Origin of the sequence: Peribacillus sp. Aquil_B1, from assembly GCF_022603275.1 — a bacterium.
GTDB lineage: Bacteria > Bacillota > Bacilli > Bacillales > DSM-1321 > Peribacillus.
This window is the reverse complement of the sequence record NZ_JAKXEE010000006.1, coordinates 112,558-135,513: the sequence shown is the minus strand read 5'-3', so window position 1 is coordinate 135,513 and position 22,956 is coordinate 112,558. Positions and strand designations below refer to the sequence as shown.

Below are 22,956 nucleotides of genomic sequence, written 5' to 3'. Positions count from 1 at the left end.
CCCAACGAAGGCCGTTGCCAGGAGTTTTAATAAACCTGTATATAAGATAACCTTCACTCCCAAGAAATAAGACAATTAAGAGTATGTAAAGAAAATGCTTTATTTCAAACAAGCAAGAACACTCCTTTACTAAATGAAGTCTTATTATGTCTAATTTCTAAAAAAATATTCATAGTAGGGGTCCTGCCGCATACCCATCAAGCTAACAACGTAAATTACTAGATATGAAATGATCCTCGTTTCAAAACTAGCGAGTGAGGAAAAGTAGGCATGCCAAAGAAGCCTATTAAAACGCGATTTTTTCGCTAGGCAGCTTGTCTATGCTTCACCGTTGTTTCATACACGACCCCTAAAATATCAAAGACGGTCATCTTCTTATATCGATGACATTTACGACCGTTCTTTTTTAGCAGCTGATAAAGGCGATGCAGAATTTTCAAAAGTTCTTCTGTGCCAACTGCTATCGCTTGAAACAATAATGGAAAGTAATCTTTTATCATATAAATCGCTTTGTATTCACTCAGCTCATGCTTTTTCTTTTCAAGCAGAAGCTGTCGCATTTGAAACATCGTAGAAGAACAGAGGAGGATGCCAATGAGTTGTCCATATAAATGGCACTCTAGGCGTTCTTTTTTGATCGTTTTGCATTCATCGATTTCAAAGAATGACTTCCATGTTTTAAATAAAATCTCAATCTGCCAACGCAGGGAATAGAGGGAATGGACATATTCAGTGGGGACTTCTTCTGGCGATGTGTTCGTGATATAGACGTTCATTCCCATCAAGCGCTTACTTTTCTCCTTCATGACAATGCCTTTCTTCTTTTCACGTATCGCTTGGTTTTTCAGGCGTGTTTGCGTTTGGTCGTCGGTTAAACGATGAATTATGACACGTGCTGGAAGCTTCTGATTTTGGCCAATGTATGCCTCGGGGATTTCCATCGTTTCACCAGGGGATAGACCAGACATCATTTGTGTCATATCAAGCTGGATGTATTCGGTTTGCTTTTTTAACGTTCCATTGTTGAAGTATTCTGGCTCAGGGTTCTTGGTATAAATACGTGTATTTAGCTTCAACCGCGAGATATAGTAAGCCTCTTTATCATGAATGGCTTTTATGTCTCCTAAATCGAAGTAACCAAGATCACGCAAACATAAATCACCAGCCTCTACCGTTTCAAGGCAGATAGTACCGTATGTTTTATCATTATTCTTTCCTGGTCCAAGCTGCACGTTAAGAAATTGACCACTCAGTAAATCATATTCCATTTGGATTTTTACACCTGCCGTATTACTACTTCCACCTGAACCTTGATAGTCAGTGGCAAAATGATCAGGCAGTTGAAACACTGTCGCATCTAAAATACGGATACGATTGAAAGTAGATATCATATGTGCAGAAAGCGATTGATTGGAACAGAGTTTTTTTGTAAGAAGAGAGGTAAAGACTTCTCGAAGAAATGCAACAGCTGCAGGATTAAAGCGTTGATTCAATCCTTCTGGGCTCATCAGGACCCCAGTATAAGCTTCTAACCGACTGCACAATTGTGTAAGTGATGTGCTAGCGATTTCCTGACTGAGCCATACGCAAAGGGCAATGAGTTCGTTTGCTTGATACTTACTAGATCGCTGTACAAAGCCAACTTGTTTGGAAATAGCTTGTAAGACTACTGGAGATAAAGAGTATTGTAGCTCTTGTGCGAAAAGATTCAGTTCATTTGAAATGATAGGATTCATTAAAAAACACCATCCTTTCTCGTAAACTTCTTACGATAAGCATAGCGTTTTTTCTCTTTAAGGGTGTAATTTTAACTTAGCTTGATTAACATGTGACTCTACCCCTAATGAACTTATCTTCAATCAAAATGCTTGAAGAGCATAAGGGATTTTCGATATCACTAACCGTATATGCTAGGCAAAGCTATGCTAGGCAAAGCCCAACGAAACCCTGATATCATGAAAGTCCTCGAAATATCGATATACTGTTGAAATGCTGTAGACATAGTGTCGACATGACTTTTTTAATTCTAGATAAAATGGGTTGAGCATCTAAAAAGATGCCCAACCCATTTTCGCTGACATAAAACCCGTTAGAAAAAGTATTTTTCATTAAATACTTTTAATTTCTTACTCGTTCTATCAGTTGTAACAATTCACCACTAGGTCCATAAAACAAAATCATTAGGCCACCTTCAAGTGTTGATTGTGGCTGGATCGATAAAAATTTAATCCCTTTTTTCTCATAATGACTAATTGCTTGGTTAATATCATCTACAGTAAAAGCAAGATGGTTTACAATCCCACTTTTGTTATACTCACCAATAGGATCAATATCTCGAATTAATTCAATTTCCATACTAGGCTGTTCTTCCAGAAATAAAAATGCCATCTCTCTTTTTTTAGAAGATCCCCTAAGGCGAACCTTAAATCCAAACATATCTGAATAGTATTGAATAGTGTGATCCATATCGGTCACAATGATGGCTATGTGTTCCATTTTATTTATCATTTATATTCTTCCTTTCGCCATAAATAATAAATTTAAAAATTTAAAAATTTAAAAATATATACACTAGCTTAGAGTTTCCAATTTTTTTATTTGATAGGAAATTTCTATGTAGCATTCTGACTTAGCCTAATCAAATGAATTGAACTAGTTGTACTTCATGATATCGATTTTATCCAATAGAAAAGTACAAATAATTCTTAAAAAGGACTTTTTTCTAAATCGGCAATGCCCCGGTTAATGTATAAACAACTAGGTATATAAGTATAATGGGCCAAGCATAAATTACATACTTTTTTTGAAAGTCTATAAAGTTTGTCTCCGTAGAATCAACTAACATATATAGAGCTGGAATAACTGGTGAAATTAGACGGAATGCCTGTCCCACCATGGAAGCTACAGCTGCTTCGCTAGCAGAAATACCATATTGGCCCATAACATCTGACATAACGCCGGCAATCCCAAAGTAGAAAGCATCTTGCGGTAAAAATGTAATTGCAGGTACTGCAATTAACGCGTAGATTGGTGCCATATTTGAGCCTAATGATTCTGGGATCATAGCTGTAATAGATGTTGCTAAAGCAGTTGACATCCCACTACCTGTTAAAACGCCAGAGAAAACCCCGGCAGCCAAAGTTGCCAAAGCTGGTGCTAAAGCATCTGCTGCTAAGTCATCAATTCGTTCATTAATAAGACTTGTTGACTTATAGTTTACCGTAAGGGCAATTGCTGCACCTATACCAAATAAAACACCGCCATGTGCAACATCCATCACAAGCATAACTAAAATAGCAAGCGTTAAAATCAAATTAAAAGCATATAGTTTAGGTCTCTTTAATTCAGGATCTTTTAGACGAATAGCGTTTAACATACTTTCCAATTGCTCTGGAGAAATATCTTTAGCAGTCTTAGGATCAAAGTTTAAGCGTTTTCTTTCTTTTATTCCGATAAAATAAGCCATAAAAATTGCAAATACTTCAGCAACTAGCATTCCTGGCAATAAATCTGCAAACAATTCGCTAATACTTACACCCATTGCTGTGCTTGCAGCAATTGTTGGGCCTCCCCATGGTAACTGATTAAAAATGCCAATAGGGGTAACAATAATTACAGCTAAATAAATTAGCTTAATATTCATTTGTTTATAAAGTTGAAGGAAAGCAGCAACACAAATAATAATAGTTGTAGTAGTATCACCATTCATAGTGACTACTGTCGCAGTTAAAACGGTTGCTATTGTAACTTTCAATGGGTCCCCTTTTGCTTTTTTAATAAAGAATTCGCATAAAGGGTCAAACAAACCGACATTAAGCATTAAACCAAAATACAACACCGCAAATAAGATAACAATAGCAGGTGAAATAACCCCAGTAGAAACCTTTCCTGTTTCTTCATCTACACTAAATAAAATACCTTCTTTAATCCATTCAAAGAGATCCAAAAAGGAAGCACCCGTTACAAAGGTTGCAATTGCTCCAAAAACAAATGGAACAATTGTTAATGCCCCGAATACAGATAATTTATTTTTTGAGAGAAGTACAATGAATACAATGATCATTAATAATGCTAGGAATGTTAACATACAAACCAGCTCCCGTATTAAGTATGACATTAAGTTATTAGTAATTTTAAATAGTTAAGTTATGACTACGCTATTAAGCTTTGAATATATTTATCTTTTATCCAGAACCTTATCAGAAGGGCCATCATTTAATGTGGTTCTAGGTTCTTTTTCATTTAATTGATGAAACTAAATTGTTAGCAATGGAAGCGTATACAAAATGTTCATCCCTTATGATCATACAAAAAACAAATCGTCTCATGTGGGAGAATAAATTGGTAGGCAATGTTGCTCAAATGATCTCTTTTTACCTACACCTCCATTTCTTTAATTTTTGTATTTATTTTTTGAAAGCGCATCCAATAATATCACTCCTTATATTTCTAAATTTGATTGTATGTTAATGTATACATTAATGTCAACGTAATTTTTAGAATATTTAACCTTTTCCAATGTAATAATTATAAAAAACGTAGAAAATATACATTATATGCAGGAAACTAACTATATTTATTCGGAAATTAATTTTATTAAAATAAATTAAAACTATTGACTTTAATGTATACATTATTTAATAATTAGCTCATAAGATATTCACATTAAGCTGATTCACATGAAAGAGATGTGGATGGTGGTACGAGATTTATCGATGAGTGAAAAACGTGTTGTGCATCTAGCTGTCATCCATGATGAAGGAATTTGAAAAGAGATAAACAGTATGGTTACATGTACTGGCTCATTTAGCTCAAGTATCAGGCGGGAATTTTTATTTTGAAAGCGATTTCTTCCTTTAAGGTTGTGAGTATTACTTAGAAAATGGACGTATGGTGGATGCTAAAGGATTAGAAAAACTTTAACACGATCCTGTTATTTATGAATTCATTCGCGTTAGCTTAGCAACCGATATAGCTGGAACTGGGGTACTGATATCAGAAAATTCTTTCATTAGATCTTTAAAGACAGCTACCAATTCCCTTCCTTTCTACAGAAAAAAATTAAAGATAAAAAAGGAGAGTTATTATGAGTGTTATTATGGATAAGTTACAGCAAAAAGAAAAGATGACTGATTTGATGGCAAGGTTTGTCTCCCTTGTCAGCTACAAGTTACCTGATGATGTAGAAAATAAACTGAAAGAACTAAGTGAAGAGGAAGATAATAAGCTTGCAAAAATCATTTACAAAACCATGTTTGATAATCAGAAGCTGGCTTATGAGTTAAAGAGACCTTCATGTCAGGATACAGGTGTTCTCCAGTTTTTTGTTAAGTGTGGACAGAACTTCCCCCTGATTGGACAGTTAGATAGTATTTTGAAGGATAGTGTGTATAAGTCAACTCAAGAAACTCCATTGCGACACAATTCTGTAGAAACATTTGATGAGTACAATACAGGAAAGAACATCGGTGACGGTTCACCAAGCATCTTTTGGGAAATTGCAGAAGACAGTGATAAAGTGGAAATCTATACTTATATGGCTGGTGGAGGTTGTACTCTTCCTGGAGTGGCGACTGTTCTGATGCCGGGTGAAGGCTATGAAGGTGTGGTAAAGTTTGTACTCGATCGGATGACTAGTTACGGAATTAATGCCTGTCCTCCACTTCTTGTTGGTGTGGGCGTCGGTACTTCTGTAGAAACAGCAGCTATGAACTCTAAAAAAGCTCTTATGAGACCTGTTGGAAGTCATAATGAAAATGAAAATGCTGCTAAGATGGAAAAGCTTCTTGAAGATGGAATTAACGCTATTGGCCTTGGACCTCAGGGACTTAAGGGATCTAAATCTGTCATGGGTGTAAATGTTGTGAATACGGCAAGACATCCTTCTACTATTGGAGTTGCAATTAATACAGGGTGCTGGTCCCATAGAAGAGGAAAGATTTCCTTTGACAGTAATTTGAACTATGAAATTAGTACTCACGAGGGGGTAACACTATGAGTAAAAAAGTATTAACCACACCTATAAAAGATGAGGATATTAAGGACATAAGAATTGGAGACATTATCTACCTATCAGGTACACTGGTAACTTGCAGAGATGTTGCCCACAGGAGACTTATAGAAGAGAAAATCCCTTTACCTGTAGATCTTAAGGGCAAAGCCATATTTCACGCAGGTCCCATTGTTAGAGACCTTGGAAAGGAACAGTACGAAATTGTTTCTATTGGTCCAACAACGAGTATGAGAATGGAAAAATTCGAAAAGGAATTTATCGAAGAAACAGGTGTTAAACTTATTGTTGGAAAAGGTGGAATGGGGAAGAACACTGAAGAAGGATGCAAGAATCATAAAGCGCTGCATCTCGTCTATCCAGCCGGAAATGCTGTTTATGCGGCAACAAAGGTTGAACAGATCAGAGAAGTACACTGGAAAGACCTTGGAATGCCAGAATCTCTTTGGGTATGTGAAGTGAATGAGTTCGGTCCTCTTATCGTTTCCATTGATACAGAAGGAAATAACATCTTTGAAGAAAATAAGGTGGAGTTTAATAAAAAGAAGGAAGAACAATATGAGTTAATCAGTAAACAAGTAAGATTCATCAAGTAAGTTATGGAGTTGGTGTGCTTATGCAGGTACTACAAAAAATACAAACGATAGTTCGCTATCTGCAACATAACGGAAAAGTATATTACGGAATTGTTGAAGATGGTGAAATTCTACAATTGTCTAGTGATTTTAGTGAAATTGTCAACAATGAACTAAAATATGATGGATTAAGAGTTAAATATAGTGATGTGAAGATTTTGGAGCCAGTAGTACCCTCAAAAGTCGTTAATTTTGGATGGACATATGTTGAACACGCAAAAGAGACTGGGGGGAAGGCAAATCTGAAAGAACCGTTCTTGTTTTTAAAACCGACATCTTCGGTGATTCCAGATCAGGGGGAAATCATTCTTCCCTCAAGTAATTTAACCAAGCAGGTGGAAATGGAGGGGGAAGTTGCACTCGTTATTGGTAAACGCGGCAAAAATATAAAAGAAGAAGAAGCATTGGATTATGTTTTTGGCTGCACTATATTTAATGATGTGACTGCAAGAGATCTTACAAAAAATGATCCCCAGTTTACGCGTGGTAAAGGGTTTGATACCTTTGGCCCGTTGGGTCCGTGTATTGTAAAAGGAATAGATCCAACTAATTTACGAATCGTTACAACATTAAACGGCAGAGTTGTACAAGAGGGTAATACTAATCAGATGTCACTTTCAATTCCTTTCCTTATCAGTTGGATTTCACAGGTTATGACACTAGAGCCGGGTGATGTTTTGGCTACTGGTTCGCCTTCTGGAAGTTGCCCAATGAAGTCGGGAGATATTGTAGTGGTTGAAGTAGAGCAGATTGGTAAGCTTTGTAACTATGTAAAATGAAAATACAATATGGGTGCTAATTCCATAATGGGTTAGTTTATGATAATAAACATCATATCATAACTGATTTATCAATATTAAGCACGACTGTCTAACAAAAAAAAGGCTGTAGTTGATTTCTGTGAAATCTCTACGGCCTTTCTTTATTAATAATGATAGATTCTTACATCATGGAAAAGTCTCCTTATTTACCGTTTCTTCCTGTAATGGAGGCATAGATTGAAGAGCCTCTAGAATTTCGTTGCGTGCTCTATAGCGATGAGACTGCAACATAGTTCGTACAGCTTCAGGCTCGCCTGCTCGCATGACTGCTAAAATCGCCTTATGTTCAATCACTGAACGTGTTGGTTTTGGTCGAAGCCCAATTGTGTATAAGCGTGCGCGATAGAGTTGGTCAGACTGACTGTCAACAATCCCTCTGAGGCGTGGGTTTTGGGCTAAATCAACAATGTAATTATGAAATTGTTCATCAAGTTCTGTCCATGCAAGTAAATCGTTTTGTTCTAGTGCCTTTTCTTGTTCTTCAATCAGATGCTCAAGTTGGTTTAACTCTTCGTGAGTAGCACGACCGGTAGCGAGTCTGCCTGCAACACCATCGAGCGCTTCCACCACTTCATAAATCTGTTGAAGATCATCTGCCACAAGTGGTGCAACAATAAAACCACGACGCGGTATGAGCCGTACCCATCCTTCCGTTTCCAAACGGACAAGTGATTCACGTACAGGTGTCCTGCTCATGCCCAAGATTTCTGCCATTTCCCTCTCTAACACAGTCTGTCCAGGGGGCAATTGAAGGTGGCGAATCGCATGTCGAACAGCTAGATACGCACGTTGTGGCAATCGTGACTCTCCATTTACATCTAAATTAGATAAAAATGAACGAACAGCCAGAGAAAGCTCAGACTGATCTCGTCTTTTAACATTAGAATCCGGTGTTTGAGGTGTTTTTTGATTATTCATTTCATTATCACTCATCCCGACAAGTTTCAAATTTTATGTAACACTATAACCAAATACTGTTGAGTAGGTTATGATTATCAAGGTTATATTATGACTTTACAAGTAAAATCATAACAGAAAAACAATCACTCTCTCAATTGGTAAAATAGAAAAACAGATAATTTGGGTAAATGGGTACCGCCACATAGTCATAAAGCTAATGTTCCACATTTATTCCAAAACGAAAATTCTGAGCTTTAATTTAGTAAAGACTCTATAAAATTTTTATTTTTGGGGTAGTCTTTTCTCTTAGCTTGATGGGTATGGGGTACTGCCGACAAAACGCAGATATTATACGCTAAGACATTTTTTGGATATAAAAACCCTGATTTTTCTACGCTAAGCAGAAAAATCAGGGTTTTATTTATGTTCTGAGTGGACGTAGGGAATGAAAGGTCGAAATCTCAGGTTTAAATGAATATTCACCTAGAAAGTTTATGTGTTTCCATCCTAATGGTGATATGTGTGGAAGCAATTTCTTTTGATATTTTCCTGTAGTTTTAAAATGTTCAATTGCTTGTGATAGATACACGGTATTCCAAATACTAATAGCATTAATAATGAGGTTTAAGGCGCTGGCACGCTGCAACTGATCTTGTAGTGCTCTTTCTCTAAGTTCCCCATGTTTCCCAAAGAAAATAGCTCGTGCCAAGGCATTCATGGCTTCACCTTTATTTAATCCACGTTGGATTCTCCGACGTAATGTTTCGCTAGAAATGTAGTCTAATATAAACAAAGTTTTATCAATACGTCCCATCTCTCTTAGTGTAGTAGCAAGGCTATTTTGACGAGAATAAGAACCTAATTTCCCCATAATGAGAGAGGCAGATACCGTTCCTTTACGAATGGAATGTGCCAACCTTAATACATCATCATAATTTTCCTGAATGATCTTGGTGTTAATTCTTCCACGTAGCAACTTCTCCATTTCTGGATATTGGTCGGGCTTTTCAAATGAGTAAAGTTTTGAATCTGCAAGGTCTCGTAATCTTGGGGCAAACCGAAACCCTAACAAATTAGTTAGTCCGAATACTTGATCTGTATAACCGGCTGTGTCTGTATAATGTTCTTTAATATGCAAGTCGGTTTCATGATGCAATAAACCATCTATAACATGAACAGCGTCTCTTGCGTTTGTATTAATCACTTTCGTATAGAAGCTAGAAAATTGGTCACTAACAAAGCGATAAATGGTTGCTCCTTTTCCCGTTCCATAATGTGGATTTGCATCAGCGTGTAAGGATGAAACTCCTACTTGAACACGCATTCCATCTGAAGAAGAAGATGTACCATCTCCCCAGTACGACGACAAGCTTAACTGATGCTGAAAATTCACCATAATGGCTTGTGCTTTATTCATGGCATCTTCATATAAACGCCACTGTGAGGCTGTGGACATTTGCCGGTATGAAACTCCTTGTGTCGCTTCTGCCATCTTAGTAAGACCGATATTTGTTCCCATAGCCATAATCGCTGCCATGATCGCTGGCTTTTCTTCTTCTTTTGGAGGATGCAGTGTAGAAGCATGAAGAAACTGCTTGTCGAATCCCGTCCAACTTGCTACTTCCATAAGCAAATCTGTCAGCTTCACACGAGGTATCAGTTGATATAGAGATAAACTATATTCTCGTGCTTTTTCTGGAACGTTTTTCTCCAAACGATGGACATGCAGCCGTCCATCCTCAAAATTAACCCCATCTAATTCTGTGATATTCGCTTTAATCCATTCAAGCCGATTATGTAATACATCCATTTTTCCTTTTAAGTATTCATCAACAGAAGGTGGTGCGGTAAGTTCATTAAGCTGCTTGTTTTGCTCCCATGTTTCTTTTGTCACTAAATAATTATCAAAATCTTGATGCTGACGACTTCCTTTAATAGAAACGTTACCTGAGCGTACAAGATTTCTTAACTCGGTAAGAACAGACATCTCATAGTATTGGCGATTTATATTCCCGTCATCATCATAAACGTGCTTTTGCCAGCGATTCGAGATAAAGTCCAAAGGAGCACCTTCTGGAACCTTTCGTTTATTATTTCTGTTCATCTCTTTAATGGTCTCAATAGCTTGAAGCAATGGCTCTCCTGATTTTGTAGAAGTGAATTCCAAGGCTTCTAACAATGTTGGGGTATATTTACGTAAGTAGTTAAAGCGAAATTTTAGTAAGTCTAAGTAATCGTAATCCATTGGGCGTGACAATTGCTTCGCCTCTTCTATTGAGTTTACGAAGTCCTCCCAAGGCATAATAGCTTCTAATGCTTCAAATGGGTCCTTCCCTTGTTCTTTTGCTTGAATCAATGCTGATCCCAAATCTGCAAAGTGAATAACCTTTTCATTAACTGATTTACCATTTAACCTCTGAATCTCTTCTTGAGCTTTACGTCCCTTTGATAACAATAAGCTGATTTGCCGATCATGTATCTCAAAGGCATGATCAGTAAGGTTTTGGCTAAGTTGTAGGAGATGTAAAATTAAAAGTGTAAATTTCTTATTCTCTTTAAATCTACGGAATGAACGGGGTTCATATTTGGAACCCAATCGTGCTAACTGTAAGACCCTATTTGGATGAATTTCTTTAATATCCACATTAAGTTGCAAAGTTCGTATGACTTGAAGACGTTTTATAACCTTTAAGAAGGCATCTGGAGAAGATTGACCGGGAACTTCTCGTAACCAAGCAAGGGGTGTCTTTGAATAGGTGGAACTTACATCAAGTAAGTGATCTAACTTTGGTTTTTGAGATTCATTTAATGTAGAGCTGATAGATTTAAAAATTCGTTCTTCTGCCCGTTGACGAGCCTCCCATACAATTCTTTCTATTGTTGTCATAGCTGGCAAAATTACTTTTTGTCTTCGCAATTCCTTAATTGTTGAGCGAATCAAGTAATCTGTATTCCCGTTCCCAAGAGCGTGTTGAAGAGTATATTGTGCAATTATTCGATACATCCCAAAGGATAAATTTTGGTAGCCATAATGCTGTCGAAGTTCCTCTAGGTGTTCATTTCGAGTTGCTACCCGTTTTGCATACTGTGTATATTCTTGTGGGGAGACATCAATTTGTTTCGCAATATAATCGAGTATTTGGTTGGGAATGTCTTTAATCTGAAATAAAGTCCAACCCGGATACCGAAGAACTGCAAGTTGTAAGGCAATCCCTAAGCGATTATGGTCTCTTCGATGCTTATTAATAAATGCAAGATCTTCTGTGGTAAAAGTATAGTGCATTTCCATATCATGCTCAGTCATATCATCAGGAATAGACATAAACATATTTCGCTGATCAAGGGTTAATAGTTCTTTCCCTCTCATGTTACACCTCCTCGCTGGATAGCCCTTTCTTTCCCAAGTAACGATATAGCGTTGTTGCTCCTATTCCTGTGGCTTCTTTAATTTGAGATAAGGAGTAGTCTTTACTTTCATACATCTTCATGGCAAGCATAATTTTTTTTGATTCAACCTTCGGTCTACCTCCATTTCTTCCCCTAGATCTAGCTGCCACCAACCCATCTTTCGTTCGTTCACTAATGATATCCCGTTCTAATTCAGCTATGCTAGCCAACATTCTGAAAAAGAATCGCCCCATAGCTGTTGTTGTGTCAATTTTATCCTGAATAGACGCGAAATGGATTCCTTTTGCTTCAAACTGTTCCATGAGTTCGATTAAATGTTTGGTACTCCGACTGATACGATCTAATTTATAGACAACTACTGTGTCACCCTTACGTAATACTTTAAGAAGCTCCTCCAACTGCGGGCGATTTTTCCTTTTACCAGATTCTTTTTCTTCAAAAGTTTCGTCCACTCCATGACGATCCAATGCATCAAGTTGTAATGATAATGACTGATCTTGCGTACTCACACGTGCATAACCAAATTTCAATTTGAAACTCCCCTTTCCATACAAATTAATTATACCAAAAAGGGGGTTAAGGCTGATGTATTGGTATTCTGTTTTTGGTTATAGTTTTGGGTATGTATTTTAGCACTATTTGAGACTTTTAAAGACGCTCACTCACCATAACCATAAACGGTCGTTTTTGGTATTTTTTTATATAGAGGAAATGGATATAGGAGATTGTGAAAAGGTGTACTTACACTACCATGAAAATTAAACACTAATAATCAGGAAAAAGACCATATTAAATAAAACGCAAGCTTCAATTTTTTTGAAAAAGAGCAGCGCCCTATTAGATCTCCTAATAAATCGGTGGTTAGGATGCCTCTGATATATTTACGGTATATCCTAAGTTTTCTAACCTTCGGACTGAATTTCGTACAATGGAAGCTTGCTTTTGCTTATCAAAATAATCTTCGCCTAAGTCTACATACATTTCTTTTCTTGTTAAAAGATAATAAGAAATTCTTAACATAGCGTGGGCAACGACAATTCCAGCTCGTTTTCTTCCTTTTCGCGCAGCTGTCCGTCTGTATAGAGCGCCAAGATAGTTTTTGGAGGCTCCAACTGAATGAGCAGCTTCAGTTAAAGCAGATTTTAAATATTTATTTCCCTTTTTGCCTCTGGTTGATTTCCTTTTTCCGGCACTTTCATTGTGTCCTGGTACGAGGGCGGCCCATGAACATAATCTGGCTGCACTTTCGAACTGTTTTTCAACGTCCGTTCCGATTTCAGCTAGAATTTGTTCTGCCATTCGAGTGGCAATTCCAGGTATTGAATCCAGTCGTTCTATGTTTTCTTGATACACACTAACTCTTTGGGCAACCTCTTGATCGAGTTTTTCAATCTGTTCAGTCAGAAAATCAATATGAGTTAGAATCGTTTTAAGCATCATGCGTTGATGAGGATTCACATACCCATTCAGGGCAAGGATTAAATCATCTTTTTTCTTCTTCATCGAACGTCGCGCAAAGTTTGCTAGTTTCTCAGGATCATCCTCACCATTTGCGATTGCTTGAAGCATGTCCTTTGATGAAACACCCATGATATCCGATACGACAGAGCCTAATTTAATATTTGCACCTTCAAGCACCTTTTGAATTCGATTATGCTGTCTAGCTCGTTCTTCAATGATACTTCTGCGATAACGAACAAGCTCACGCAATTCTCGCTGATTTCGATCAGGGATAAAGCTTGCTTTCAACAACCCATGACGAAGAAGTTGAGCGATCCACTCAGCATCCTTGACATCTGTTTTTCGACCAGGGACTGCTTTCATATGCTGTGCGTTAACAACTAAAAATTCCATTTCTTCAGCCTCAATTAAGTTCACGATAGGCTTCCAAAACACACCTGTGCTTTCCATAGCGACATGAGTGCAACCATGTGATTTAATCCAATCCATCAGTTGAATTAAAAACACCGTTTTTGTAGAAAATGTTTGAATCTCCTTTCCTTCGGGGGTCATAATGCAGGCGGTAATGTTATCTTTATGTACATCCATTCCGCATACTCGTTCAATGATAACTTCCATTGAAACCATCCTTCCTATGGCGAAAAATTAGAGGCTGGTGCAAAAACCAGAATAGGATTAATCTACCATGAGTGCTTCCCGTAAGGGAGCGACAGTCTGTGATGCACCGAGGTCGTTGGAGTCAGACTAACGGATGGGCTCTAATGGCACCATAGTTCATCGACCTTCCTCACCCAGCCATAGAATCAGTATGGACGGTTTTCCACCATTTTCATTCTCTGTGGTGCAGCGCTGGTCGTGCGCTGCATGGTTGGCTAACGGGTGCTTTAGCTGAAGATCGGAGCTGTCTTTAAGGCAGCTCTTTTCTTATGGCACTAACGGGGCAGGTTAGTTGAAGAAGTTTTCTCGATATGTACTGTTTCCCAAAGTTATTTCATACAGCTACAATAATGGTGAAACACAATGTGAAATTGAGAAGGAGCTTATGCAGATTGAATCTTATTAAATATTTTGGAATCCAATTTATTCTTTTTACTGTAATAATCCTAACAGGGTTTTACTCAGATAGTTACATAAGCAAGCCCTTTACTTACACTGATTTAATAGCAATGATTATTCATTTTGCTATACTAATCGTCGTGTTAAATGGATACTTTAAGCTAAAGGAACGTCTAATGCCTATTCATTTATTTAATAGAGTTTTACTTTCTTTGATAGCTTTTGTTTTTACCATTATTTTTATAGAGATTTTAACAGGAGGATGAGGTTTTATCCCTAATGAACGATGCGTTAGCTGAAGATCAGAGCTGTCTCTAAGGCAGCTTTTTCTTATGGAACTAACGGGGCAGGTTAGTTGACTAACAATAATTTACAAATGTATGTTCGGATGATAATCTGTAAATAAATTGAGGGGGAATAAGGTTATGGAAAAAGTTGATTACGTTGAGTTAAAACATTTTTCGAATGAATATTTAGATGTATTAAATTCTTTTGAACTTCCTGAAGAACAAGTGCAGTTCACTGCATTACCAAACAAGATTTTAGAGGCGACAGAAGGGCAACATCGGATTGTTATTTTAAGTGAGAATGAACCTGTAGGTTTCTTTTTATTACATTCAGCTGAACGAGTAAAGGAGTATTCAGATAATCCGAAAGCTATGTTGTTAACTGCATTATCTGTTAATCATGCGAAGCAAGGAAAGGGTTATGCTAAACAAGGTATGCTCTTACTAAGTGATTTTGTTAAATCTGAATTTCCTAACTGTGATGAAATCGTTTTAGTTGTAAATCATAAAAATCTGCCTGCCCAGCAACTATATTTGAAAGTGGGTTTTCAAGATACTGGCAAGAGAAAAATAGGTCCAATTGGTGAACAGTTTATAATGAATTTATCGGTGTAAAATACATAGTGCTTAATGAACTAAAAGGTGGGTTAGCTGAAGATCGGAGCTGTCATTAAGGCAGCTCTTTTATTATGGAACTAACGGGGCAGGATAGTTGCATAAGAATTAATAGTAAGTGAGTGTTATAATATTATAATAAATAAATTAAGTGGGGGAAGCATTTTTGCACAAACTCAATGCATTAATACCAGAGCTCTCGGTTTCAGATATAAAGCAAAGTTTATATTTCTATTCGGAAATTCTCCTGTTTAAAATTGAATATCAACGACCAGAGGATAAGTTTGCTTTTCTGTCTTTAAATGACTGCCAGATTATGATTGAAGAAGTAAATGGTCATTGGAATACTGGGAAGTTATCTTATCCGTACGGAAGAGGAATTAATTTTCAAATCGTTATAAATGATATTGATCTACTATTTGATAATTTGAAAAAGAACGAGTATCCAATTAAATTTGATATTCAGGAGAATTGGTATAGAGCTGAAACTAAATTAAAGGGACAAAAAGAATTTTTAGTTATGGACCCTGATGGTTATCTATTAAGATTTGTCCAAATTTTAGGTGAAAAAGATGTTGAGACTGATTAAGCTATGCAACAGGGGAAATTTAGTAAATGGATCAAGCTACTTTGCGTTAATAGATGCTTTATTTAAATAAGGAGTTGCTTTGGCAGCTCTTTTTTCTTATGGAGCTAAAGGGCAGGTTAGTGTAAGAAGGAAAGTACAACAAGTATGAGGAATAACCAAAAAACAAAAGGGGAACAGTGTATGAATAATGAGTTTGACAAGGTCATAAATTTACTGAAAAATAAGGATAATGAAACTTATCCGACATTTGCTTACTCTGTATTAAATAATTATATTCCTGGACAGGTATATATGGATGAATTGAAGAAAACTGTTTTAATTGGAACCGATTCAGGTATTTTTATTGTTGGTGGAGACGAAACGAACGATGGTCTTGATAGCATATTTTTAGAAATTTTTAGAAGTAGAAAAAATGAAAAAAAGCGATTCACTTTGTTTTCTCCATCAAAAGAATGGGATCAAGTTATAAATAAGTTGTTTGAAAATGAGTTAAGACAAATGCATAGATATTCTTTTCATTTTAATAAGGATACATATTCAACAATAAAAAAGGGGAAATTACCCAATGATTTTATAATAAAGAGATTAGATGAAAAAATAATTACTGAAAGTCTGGAATTTAATGAATCTTATTATAAAGAATATTGGGGTTCAGTATCAAATTTTCTTGAGAATGGTTTTGGTTATTGTTTGCTACATAATGATACCGTTGTAAGTGAATGTACATCTATATTTAGTTCATCACAATTTGCTGAAATTGATATTACAACTAAAAATAAGTATAGAGGAATGGGCTTAGCTCAAAATGTTGCAGAGATATTCATTGAACATTGTATAGAAAGAAATTTGAAACCCAATTGGGATTGTAATGTTAACAATTTTGCGTCGATAAAGCTGGCTGAAAGATTAGGATTCGAAAATCCAATGGAATATTCAGTATTTATTAGAAAGTAAAAAATCCTTATTTCGCTAACGGGTGTTTTACTCCAATTATAGAGGTTGCTTTTTTTATGGAACTAACGGGTGCGTTAGCTGAAGATCGGAGCTGTCTTTAAGGCAGCTTTTTCTTATGTCGGGGCAGGATAGTTTTACAGTATAAACACTTACTTATAAAAAAACTTTATGTTATTATTTAAATACATAAATTACCAAATTAATTCATCGATAACTCCCTCTTATTCTAATTAATAATGAAATTAACAAATATTTTCTGTTTTAACCCAGTACATTTCTGTATGAAAATATTCGGGAATGTAACTCAATACTTTAAAGGAGTGAAACCAATGTAAATCATTATTTCTCATTCGAAATTTTGAATTAGAGGGGTTGTTTACATTGAAGAATAGATCATTTAAAGTTCTACTGGTTGGGCAATCATTAGCTGACGCTGGTGATGTTTTTTATATTGTTGCACTCATAACAAGTGTTTACAATGTAACAAATTCTTTATTTTATGTTTCGTTGGTTCCTGTAATAAATATGCTTGGAGGATTTTTAGGGGGATTAATAGCACCCCTTCTCATAGATCGGTACAATTTAAAAAAGATTTTATTTAACTCTCAATTAATTAAAACTTGTTTCTTACTTATGCTAACACTGTACGTATCATTATTATTATCGCAAGAGACGATTGTGACAATTTATATAATTATTTTCTTTATCACCTTTTTAGATAGTTTCTCTAACCCAGCAAGTAGTGCATTACTGCCTCAACTTGTTTTAGAAGAAAACTTATTAAAAGCAAATAGCCTACTGTCTTCTATCCATCAATTTATTCAGATGGGTGGGTGGGCTACAGGTGGTATATTAGCAGCATTCTTGCATTCTAATGGGCTATTAATGTTGACGTTTAGTTTGTATGTATTATCTACATGCTTACTGGCATTCGTTAAAGTCAAAGAAAAGAAACCATCTGAAGAACTTGAAGAACTATCAGTAAAGGAAAGTAAAATGACTTCAATGTTTGAAGGCTGGAGAATAATTGCAGGAGATAAGAGGCTGCGTGTCCTCCATTTAACGCTAATTTTTAGTTCTATAGCTAGTCCAGTTTGGGTATCGTCCATTCTATACCCTTTTATAGACATAAGGCTAGGTGTAGGAACTGAGTGGTGGGGTTATATAAACACCTCTTTATTATTCGGATTATTTCTAGCCGGAATACTTGCATATAGACAATCTGATTTCATTAACAAAAATATCCGGAATGTTCTATTGCTTGGAGGCTTTATGGTCTTTCTAATGACTCTTTTATTTGGACTTAATGTAAATCCCATCTTTTCTCTTTTACTGATTTGTATGTTTGGTTTATTCGAAGAACTGAGGATGATTTCTATACATACAATCATCCAAAGTTTAGTTAGGGAAAAGATTTTGGCTAAGGTTTATGCAGTACAGAGTTCCTTAATAATGGTAACATTCGGTATATCAACTCTTGTGATGGGGATACTGGGCCAGCGATATAGCATAGTAGTTGTCTTTATTATTGCTTCGACATCCTTATGTTTTTCGTTTATTAATATTATTACCTCTAGAAAGTATTTAACATTAACCATAGGTGAATCTAACAATAACCTCGAAAAGCAGTTGTAAATTATTTAGACATAAAAGCCAACGATTCCGTTGGCTTTTTGAATGTAGAATGTCATGTGTCGTTAAGACACAAATTGTGCAATTACTCTGCAACTAACTGGTGCTTTTCTTCATTATCAGGAGCTGATCAGTATCTCATGCAACTATCGGGACAGATTAGTGCAATAAGTATTCCTTGAAAGAAGGTAATATTATGGAACAAGAACAAAATTCACTGGTTTTGTATGGAAAAAGAAAGATGAAATGGATACAGAATAAATTACCCCCTCTTGAGAAAGATGAAATTCTAATAAAAACTATTGCGGGTGCAATCAGTATCGGGGCAGAACTGCCGCAATATATGGAAAGTGATCTTACTGATAAATCTCCTATTTATCCGAAAGAGACTGGGTATGAAAGCTATGGTGAAATTATAAGGACAGGTGATGATGTAAAGTCTTTAAATCTTGGAGACAGGGTAGTAGCATTTTATGGGCACAAGGATTTTGGAGTAATTAATGCTTATAAAGCTATTCCAGTTCCAAAAGATATTCACTATTCCGACGCATTACTCACTATTTTATCCTGTGACTCGTCAAAGGGTGTCCTGAAACTCAAACCTAAGGAATCAGATCGAGTAATAGTAAGTGGGATGGGGACAATAGGGCTTTTAACTCTATATTACTTAAAACAACACTCAAAAGTTCAACATGTGGATGTAATAGAACCAAATACTTCAAGAGGGCAATTGGCTAAGCTGCTGGGGGCAGACTCTATTATTAAATCTGGAGCTGCATACCCAATAAATCATTATGATTATGGATTAGAGTGTTCAGGACATAATGATGGATTTAATATATTACAGAAATCACTTACGAAAGAAGGTAGTATATGTATTCTTTCAGATGGGAATAAAGAGAGATTTGATTTACAACCTGAATTTTTTGAGAAAGAATTAAAAATTGTCGGTTCAAGTGACGGTTGGGATTATAAGAAGCATTCCGAATGGTTTCTTAATGAAGTGCGAAACGATACTAAATTAAGGAAAATATTCGAGAAAAAAATAAAAAAAGAGGAACTGATTAGTTGTTTTGAGGACATAGCTGAAGGAAAAGTCAATCCTTTAAAGGTCTTAGTAGAATACTAGATAGCATTGTGGCATTTTAACTTCCTTTGCTAAAGGAATAGAGGTTAGTTAAAGATAGAATTCTCAATTTCTTATTAAAATAATGAGTGCGTTAGCTAAAGATCTGAGCTGTCTTTGAGACAGTTCTTTTCTTATGGAACTAACGGGGCAGGATAGTTCAACAAGTGAACGGAGATTAAAGAGGAGAATGTTGATCTTTTATTGAAGGGTATATAATTAGAATTGGAGGTGCAACAATGCCAGAATATATATATCATGCGGTTCCTAAAGAGATGATTGGCGACAAACTTATATCATTGAATGCTTTAGGTAAGATCTATCCTCATTTGTATGAGAAATATACGAAAAAGTATTATGACCACCCTGAGAGACCGAAACTGCTGAAAAAACAAATACCTAAACTTAATTGTTTATGGAATGATGTCATTCATTTTCTACCGTTACATCCTTATTATGTTTACGAAGCTGTCACTAGCTTAGGAATAAAAACTAAAGAAGAACAACAATTTTTAAAAATCCCAATTGAAAGACTAACAAGTAATATGAATGCTATATATCTTTACACAAAAGAGAAATACAAAGGTCCTGCTGAAGATATTGAAGAAGATGAAATTAAGCTATTGAATATTGAGACTTATAAAGAACTTAAAGAAATACCCTCACCTTCAGTAGAATATTACAAAATTGAAAATGAAAAGGGTAACAAATTTGGTCTTTTTCCATACATACCACATTTATTAAGTCTTGGAGAGGTTGAAATTAATGATGTGGAGATTGTAACTTGGAATAAACTCGAATAAATAGAATTCTTATAGAACTAATGGGTGCTTACTTCAATAACAAGGATTGCTGCGGCAGCCTTTTTTCTTATGGCACTAACGGGGCAGGTTAGTGGAAGATGTAACTATAAATATAAAACATTAACCATAAGAGATTCTTATGTGTTTTTATAAAAAATATAAAATTTTATTTACGTTAGAAGTTTAGTATCCTTGTATTAAAGGAGAATTTTGGTAAAATTTTGAATTCATCGGGGGTGCTAATATGATTAAAGGATTACATCACGTTCAGATAACTATTCCAAAGGAGACTGAAGAAAAGGCTAAAAATTTCTATTGTGGTATTTTAGGTTTACAAGAAATCGAAAAACCCAAATCCCTTAAAGGACGAGGAGGATTTTGGTTAAAAGTCGGTGATAAAGATGTACATATAGGAACAGAAGATGATTTTGATAGATTGAAAACTAAAGCACATATTGCTTACGAAGTAGAAGACATCTCATATTGGAAAAATAGATTAACAAAAGAGAATATACAAATACTTGATGGTGTTCCAATTCCAAATTTTGAACGATTTGAATTTAGAGACCCATTTGGTAATAGGGTAGAAATGATTCAAAATTTGAACTTATAAGTTCTTTTTTGAAACATAGAGTACATACAAGGCCTTAATAAACTAACGGGTGCGTTAGCTAAAGATCAGAGCTGTCTTTAAGGCAGTTCTTTCTTTATGGAACTATCGGGGCAGTTTGGTTGAAGAACTATCTAAGATGTTACAATTAAGTTGGATATTTGAATTGAGAATAAAAGTAGGGGGAAAAGAGTGACTATTGAACAAAAGTTATTTCAAGCAGCGAAAGAACTTATAGAAAAAAGATACCCTACTGGCTGGGGTGGAGCAGCAGCAATATACACTATCAATGGTGAAATATTGACAAGTGTATCACCAGAGGTCATAAATGCTTCAACAGAGTTATGTATAGAAACAGGTGCGATTTTGGAAGCACATAAATTTAAGACAAAAATCACTCAATCAATTTGCGTTGTAAGAAATGATGAAAACCAAGAATTTAAAGTATTAACTCCTTGTGGGGTCTGTCAAGAAAGATTATTTTACTGGGGAAGAGATGTAAAGGTCGCAGTAACTAACGATGAGCAACAATTAATCTTTAAAACCTTAGAAGAAGTCCAGCCATATCATTGGTCTCACGCATACAAAGATGAAGAATTATTCAATTAACCGGTGCTTTAGCTTAAGAACAGAGCTGTGTCTTTAAAGGCAGCTCTTTCTTTATGCAACTAAACCAGCCAATAGTTTGTCAATATTTTTCAATAAAACCTTAAAATATTTCATGCTATACTAAATTTGTGCATACCAAATAACCTTCCAAGTTTCTGTGTTTGGAAAGTTCTGGGTGGTTTAGTTATACTTTCAAACTAGGCTATCTTGGAAAGGTGAGTTGCTTTTTAAAAGTGCATAAATCCAATGTAAGAGTTTATTGGCACATGCTATCACAGCTACTTTAAAGGGCTTTCCTTCTTCACGTTTCTTATCATAAAACTCTCGTAATCGCTTGTTACGAGGGATGATTTCATCTGTCGTTTTCTTCTTGCGACAATCACGAATGGCACATTTAACAGCCATATACAAGGCGTGTCTTAGTCTGCCAGAACCTCTTTTGGTAATCCGATTTACTGTGCCTTTAAATTTACCTGATTCAAAGATACTTGGATCAATTCCGGCAAATGCCACTAGTTTTTTAGGGTGATTAAACCGTTCAATCTCTCCAATTTCAGAAATAATCGTTGCAGCGATTTTTTCACCGATTCCAGGGATGGATTGGATAATCTTATATTCTTCAATTTCTTTTGCCAAAGCATCTATCTCGTCTTCAAATTTGGATAGGTGCTTTTGGTATTCTAGAAGCATTTTTATATACATTTCAAGGCTTAAAATGTGACTCTGATATAAGGTTCTCTGAAAAGGGTTTCGAGCTGAGGCAGCCGTAAGTTTCTCTGCCTGTGTATTCGCCCACTTTTTAGAACGACTTGGACAAAGTTCATTAATCCTATTTGCTACAGTTTCTTCACCGACTGCTAATATGTCTTCAGAAGTAGGGAATTCTAATAGAGTAAGCAAAGAAACAACCGAATACAAATCTCCAAAAACCCCTCTATATTCAGGAAATACTTGATCAAGAACAGCCTGGAACTGTAGTTTTGTTTGTACATAGATACCTGTTATATTTTCGTGTTGTCTTGAAAGATTACGAAGATTTAAGAGTTGTATCCCTCGTTTTTTATAAGGCTCTAAATCCTCTTTATAGTACAGCTCGCAGAGGTGACGTGCATCGATTATATCTGTCTTTACTTTGCGTAAACTTGAGCTCTTCGCACGATAAGAAATGAGTGGGTTAACGACAATTAATAAGTAGCCTCTCTCCTCAAAATACTGTACAACTGGCGTATGATAATGCCCCGTGGATTCCAATACAATCGGAGGTTTGATTCCTGTTTTATTTTCTATTTTTCTCAGAAACTGAAATAGCGTTTCTAATCCTTCAATGGTATGTGTAACTTTGAAACTGCCTTGATAAGGCTTCTTCTTTTCCAAGAATGCTTGAACCTGACTTTCACCTTTAGCTACATCCAGACCAACCACTGGATTCATTTTTTATCT

The 22,956-nt window shown here is 35.9% G+C and carries 19 protein-coding genes; 11 read left to right on the top strand and 8 right to left on the bottom strand.

Features of this window, described 5'->3' with window-relative positions; genetic code table 11:
• Positions 1-305: 305 nt before the first annotated feature.
• From MPH60_RS25440 to MPH60_RS25430, 3 genes are all read right to left on the bottom strand, one after another.
• Positions 306-1,736 (bottom strand): IS4 family transposase, encoded by a 1,431-nt coding sequence (locus tag MPH60_RS25440; protein WP_241594651.1) that lies wholly within the window; start codon positions 1,734-1,736, stop codon positions 306-308.
• A gap of 382 nt (positions 1,737-2,118) precedes the next feature.
• Positions 2,119-2,508, bottom strand: coding sequence for a VOC family protein (locus MPH60_RS25435; protein WP_241594650.1), 390 nt, complete (start codon positions 2,506-2,508; stop codon positions 2,119-2,121).
• Positions 2,509-2,722: 214 nt separating this feature from the next.
• Complete coding sequence (locus MPH60_RS25430) at positions 2,723-4,087, bottom strand: citrate:proton symporter (RefSeq protein ID WP_241594649.1); 1,365 nt, start codon at positions 4,085-4,087, stop codon at positions 2,723-2,725.
• A 999-nt stretch (positions 4,088-5,086) separates the two neighbouring features.
• Here MPH60_RS25430 and ttdA point away from each other — a divergent pair.
• The 3 genes from ttdA to MPH60_RS25415 are packed head-to-tail and all read left to right on the top strand — an operon-like array spanning position 5,087 to position 7,424.
• Positions 5,087-5,998, top strand: coding sequence for a L(+)-tartrate dehydratase subunit alpha (gene ttdA, locus MPH60_RS25425; protein WP_241594648.1), 912 nt, complete (start codon positions 5,087-5,089; stop codon positions 5,996-5,998).
• On the top strand, positions 5,995-6,606 hold the full coding sequence (gene ttdB / locus MPH60_RS25420; RefSeq protein ID WP_241594647.1) for a L(+)-tartrate dehydratase subunit beta: 612 nt from the start codon (positions 5,995-5,997) through the stop codon (positions 6,604-6,606). The genes ttdA and ttdB overlap by 4 nt, the downstream gene beginning before the upstream one ends.
• Before the next feature lie 20 nt (positions 6,607-6,626).
• Complete coding sequence (locus tag MPH60_RS25415) at positions 6,627-7,424, top strand: fumarylacetoacetate hydrolase family protein (protein WP_241594646.1); 798 nt, start codon at positions 6,627-6,629, stop codon at positions 7,422-7,424.
• Positions 7,425-7,592: 168 nt separating this feature from the next.
• Here MPH60_RS25415 and MPH60_RS25410 read toward each other — a convergent pair whose 3' ends face one another.
• From MPH60_RS25410 to MPH60_RS25395, 4 genes are all read right to left on the bottom strand, one after another.
• The gene (locus MPH60_RS25410) at positions 7,593-8,384 is read right to left on the bottom strand and encodes a GntR family transcriptional regulator (RefSeq protein ID WP_241594645.1); all 792 of its coding nucleotides are present in this window, start codon (positions 8,382-8,384) and stop codon (positions 7,593-7,595) included.
• A 403-nt stretch (positions 8,385-8,787) separates the two neighbouring features.
• Positions 8,788-11,733 (bottom strand): Tn3 family transposase, encoded by a 2,946-nt coding sequence (locus tag MPH60_RS25405; RefSeq protein WP_241594644.1) that lies wholly within the window; start codon positions 11,731-11,733, stop codon positions 8,788-8,790.
• Between the two features lies 1 nt (position 11,734).
• Positions 11,735-12,304, bottom strand: a complete 570-nt coding sequence (locus tag MPH60_RS25400) for a recombinase family protein (protein WP_076315855.1) — start codon at positions 12,302-12,304, stop codon at positions 11,735-11,737.
• A gap of 331 nt (positions 12,305-12,635) precedes the next feature.
• Positions 12,636-13,853, bottom strand: a complete 1,218-nt coding sequence (locus MPH60_RS25395) for an IS110 family transposase (RefSeq protein WP_241594643.1) — start codon at positions 13,851-13,853, stop codon at positions 12,636-12,638.
• An 863-nt stretch (positions 13,854-14,716) separates the two neighbouring features.
• Here MPH60_RS25395 and MPH60_RS25390 point away from each other — a divergent pair.
• The 8 genes from MPH60_RS25390 (at position 14,717) to MPH60_RS25355 (ending at position 21,516) form a co-directional block, all read left to right on the top strand.
• Complete coding sequence (locus MPH60_RS25390; RefSeq protein ID WP_241594642.1) at positions 14,717-15,193, top strand: GNAT family N-acetyltransferase; 477 nt, start codon at positions 14,717-14,719, stop codon at positions 15,191-15,193.
• A 166-nt stretch (positions 15,194-15,359) separates the two neighbouring features.
• On the top strand, positions 15,360-15,782 hold the full coding sequence (locus MPH60_RS25385; RefSeq protein WP_241594641.1) for a bleomycin resistance protein: 423 nt from the start codon (positions 15,360-15,362) through the stop codon (positions 15,780-15,782).
• A gap of 180 nt (positions 15,783-15,962) precedes the next feature.
• Positions 15,963-16,736 (top strand): GNAT family N-acetyltransferase, encoded by a 774-nt coding sequence (locus MPH60_RS25380; protein ID WP_241594640.1) that lies wholly within the window; start codon positions 15,963-15,965, stop codon positions 16,734-16,736.
• A 381-nt stretch (positions 16,737-17,117) separates the two neighbouring features.
• Positions 17,118-18,371, top strand: coding sequence for an MFS transporter (locus MPH60_RS25375; protein ID WP_241594844.1), 1,254 nt, complete (start codon positions 17,118-17,120; stop codon positions 18,369-18,371).
• 193 nt (positions 18,372-18,564) lie between these two features.
• Positions 18,565-19,497 carry an alcohol dehydrogenase gene (locus MPH60_RS25370; protein ID WP_241594843.1) on the top strand — a complete coding sequence of 311 codons (933 nt, stop codon included), beginning with the start codon at positions 18,565-18,567 and terminating at the stop codon, positions 19,495-19,497.
• A gap of 236 nt (positions 19,498-19,733) precedes the next feature.
• Positions 19,734-20,297: a group-specific protein gene (locus MPH60_RS25365; RefSeq protein ID WP_241594842.1), complete on the top strand. Its 564-nt coding sequence runs from the start codon at positions 19,734-19,736 to the stop codon at positions 20,295-20,297.
• Between the two features lie 244 nt (positions 20,298-20,541).
• On the top strand, positions 20,542-20,910 hold the full coding sequence (locus MPH60_RS25360; RefSeq protein WP_241594841.1) for a VOC family protein: 369 nt from the start codon (positions 20,542-20,544) through the stop codon (positions 20,908-20,910).
• 189 nt (positions 20,911-21,099) lie between these two features.
• Complete coding sequence (locus tag MPH60_RS25355) at positions 21,100-21,516, top strand: cytidine deaminase (protein ID WP_241594840.1); 417 nt, start codon at positions 21,100-21,102, stop codon at positions 21,514-21,516.
• A 192-nt stretch (positions 21,517-21,708) separates the two neighbouring features.
• Here MPH60_RS25355 and MPH60_RS25350 read toward each other — a convergent pair whose 3' ends face one another.
• On the bottom strand, positions 21,709-22,947 hold the full coding sequence (locus MPH60_RS25350) for an IS110 family transposase (protein WP_241594839.1): 1,239 nt from the start codon (positions 22,945-22,947) through the stop codon (positions 21,709-21,711).
• Between the last annotated feature and the right edge of the window lie 9 nt (positions 22,948-22,956).

What these genes read in the sequence shown, in the direction of transcription:
- MPH60_RS25440 (WP_241594651.1), bottom strand. Translation starts at nt 1,736, where the DNA reads ATGAATCCTATCATTTCAAATGAACTGAATCTTTTCGCACAAGAGCTA.
- MPH60_RS25435 (WP_241594650.1), bottom strand. Translation starts at nt 2,508, where the DNA reads ATGATAAATAAAATGGAACACATAGCCATCATTGTGACCGATATGGAT.
- MPH60_RS25430 (WP_241594649.1), bottom strand. Translation starts at nt 4,087, where the DNA reads ATGTTAACATTCCTAGCATTATTAATGATCATTGTATTCATTGTACTT.
- ttdA (WP_241594648.1), top strand. Translation starts at nt 5,087, where the DNA reads ATGAGTGTTATTATGGATAAGTTACAGCAAAAAGAAAAGATGACTGAT.
- ttdB (WP_241594647.1), top strand. Translation starts at nt 5,995, where the DNA reads ATGAGTAAAAAAGTATTAACCACACCTATAAAAGATGAGGATATTAAG.
- MPH60_RS25415 (WP_241594646.1), top strand. Translation starts at nt 6,627, where the DNA reads ATGCAGGTACTACAAAAAATACAAACGATAGTTCGCTATCTGCAACAT.
- MPH60_RS25410 (WP_241594645.1), bottom strand. Translation starts at nt 8,384, where the DNA reads ATGAATAATCAAAAAACACCTCAAACACCGGATTCTAATGTTAAAAGA.
- MPH60_RS25405 (WP_241594644.1), bottom strand. Translation starts at nt 11,733, where the DNA reads ATGAGAGGGAAAGAACTATTAACCCTTGATCAGCGAAATATGTTTATG.
- MPH60_RS25395 (WP_241594643.1), bottom strand. Translation starts at nt 13,853, where the DNA reads ATGGAAGTTATCATTGAACGAGTATGCGGAATGGATGTACATAAAGAT.
- MPH60_RS25390 (WP_241594642.1), top strand. Translation starts at nt 14,717, where the DNA reads ATGGAAAAAGTTGATTACGTTGAGTTAAAACATTTTTCGAATGAATAT.
- MPH60_RS25380 (WP_241594640.1), top strand. Translation starts at nt 15,963, where the DNA reads ATGAATAATGAGTTTGACAAGGTCATAAATTTACTGAAAAATAAGGAT.
- MPH60_RS25370 (WP_241594843.1), top strand. Translation starts at nt 18,565, where the DNA reads ATGGAACAAGAACAAAATTCACTGGTTTTGTATGGAAAAAGAAAGATG.
- MPH60_RS25365 (WP_241594842.1), top strand. Translation starts at nt 19,734, where the DNA reads ATGCCAGAATATATATATCATGCGGTTCCTAAAGAGATGATTGGCGAC.
- MPH60_RS25360 (WP_241594841.1), top strand. Translation starts at nt 20,542, where the DNA reads ATGATTAAAGGATTACATCACGTTCAGATAACTATTCCAAAGGAGACT.
- MPH60_RS25350 (WP_241594839.1), bottom strand. Translation starts at nt 22,947, where the DNA reads ATGAATCCAGTGGTTGGTCTGGATGTAGCTAAAGGTGAAAGTCAGGTT.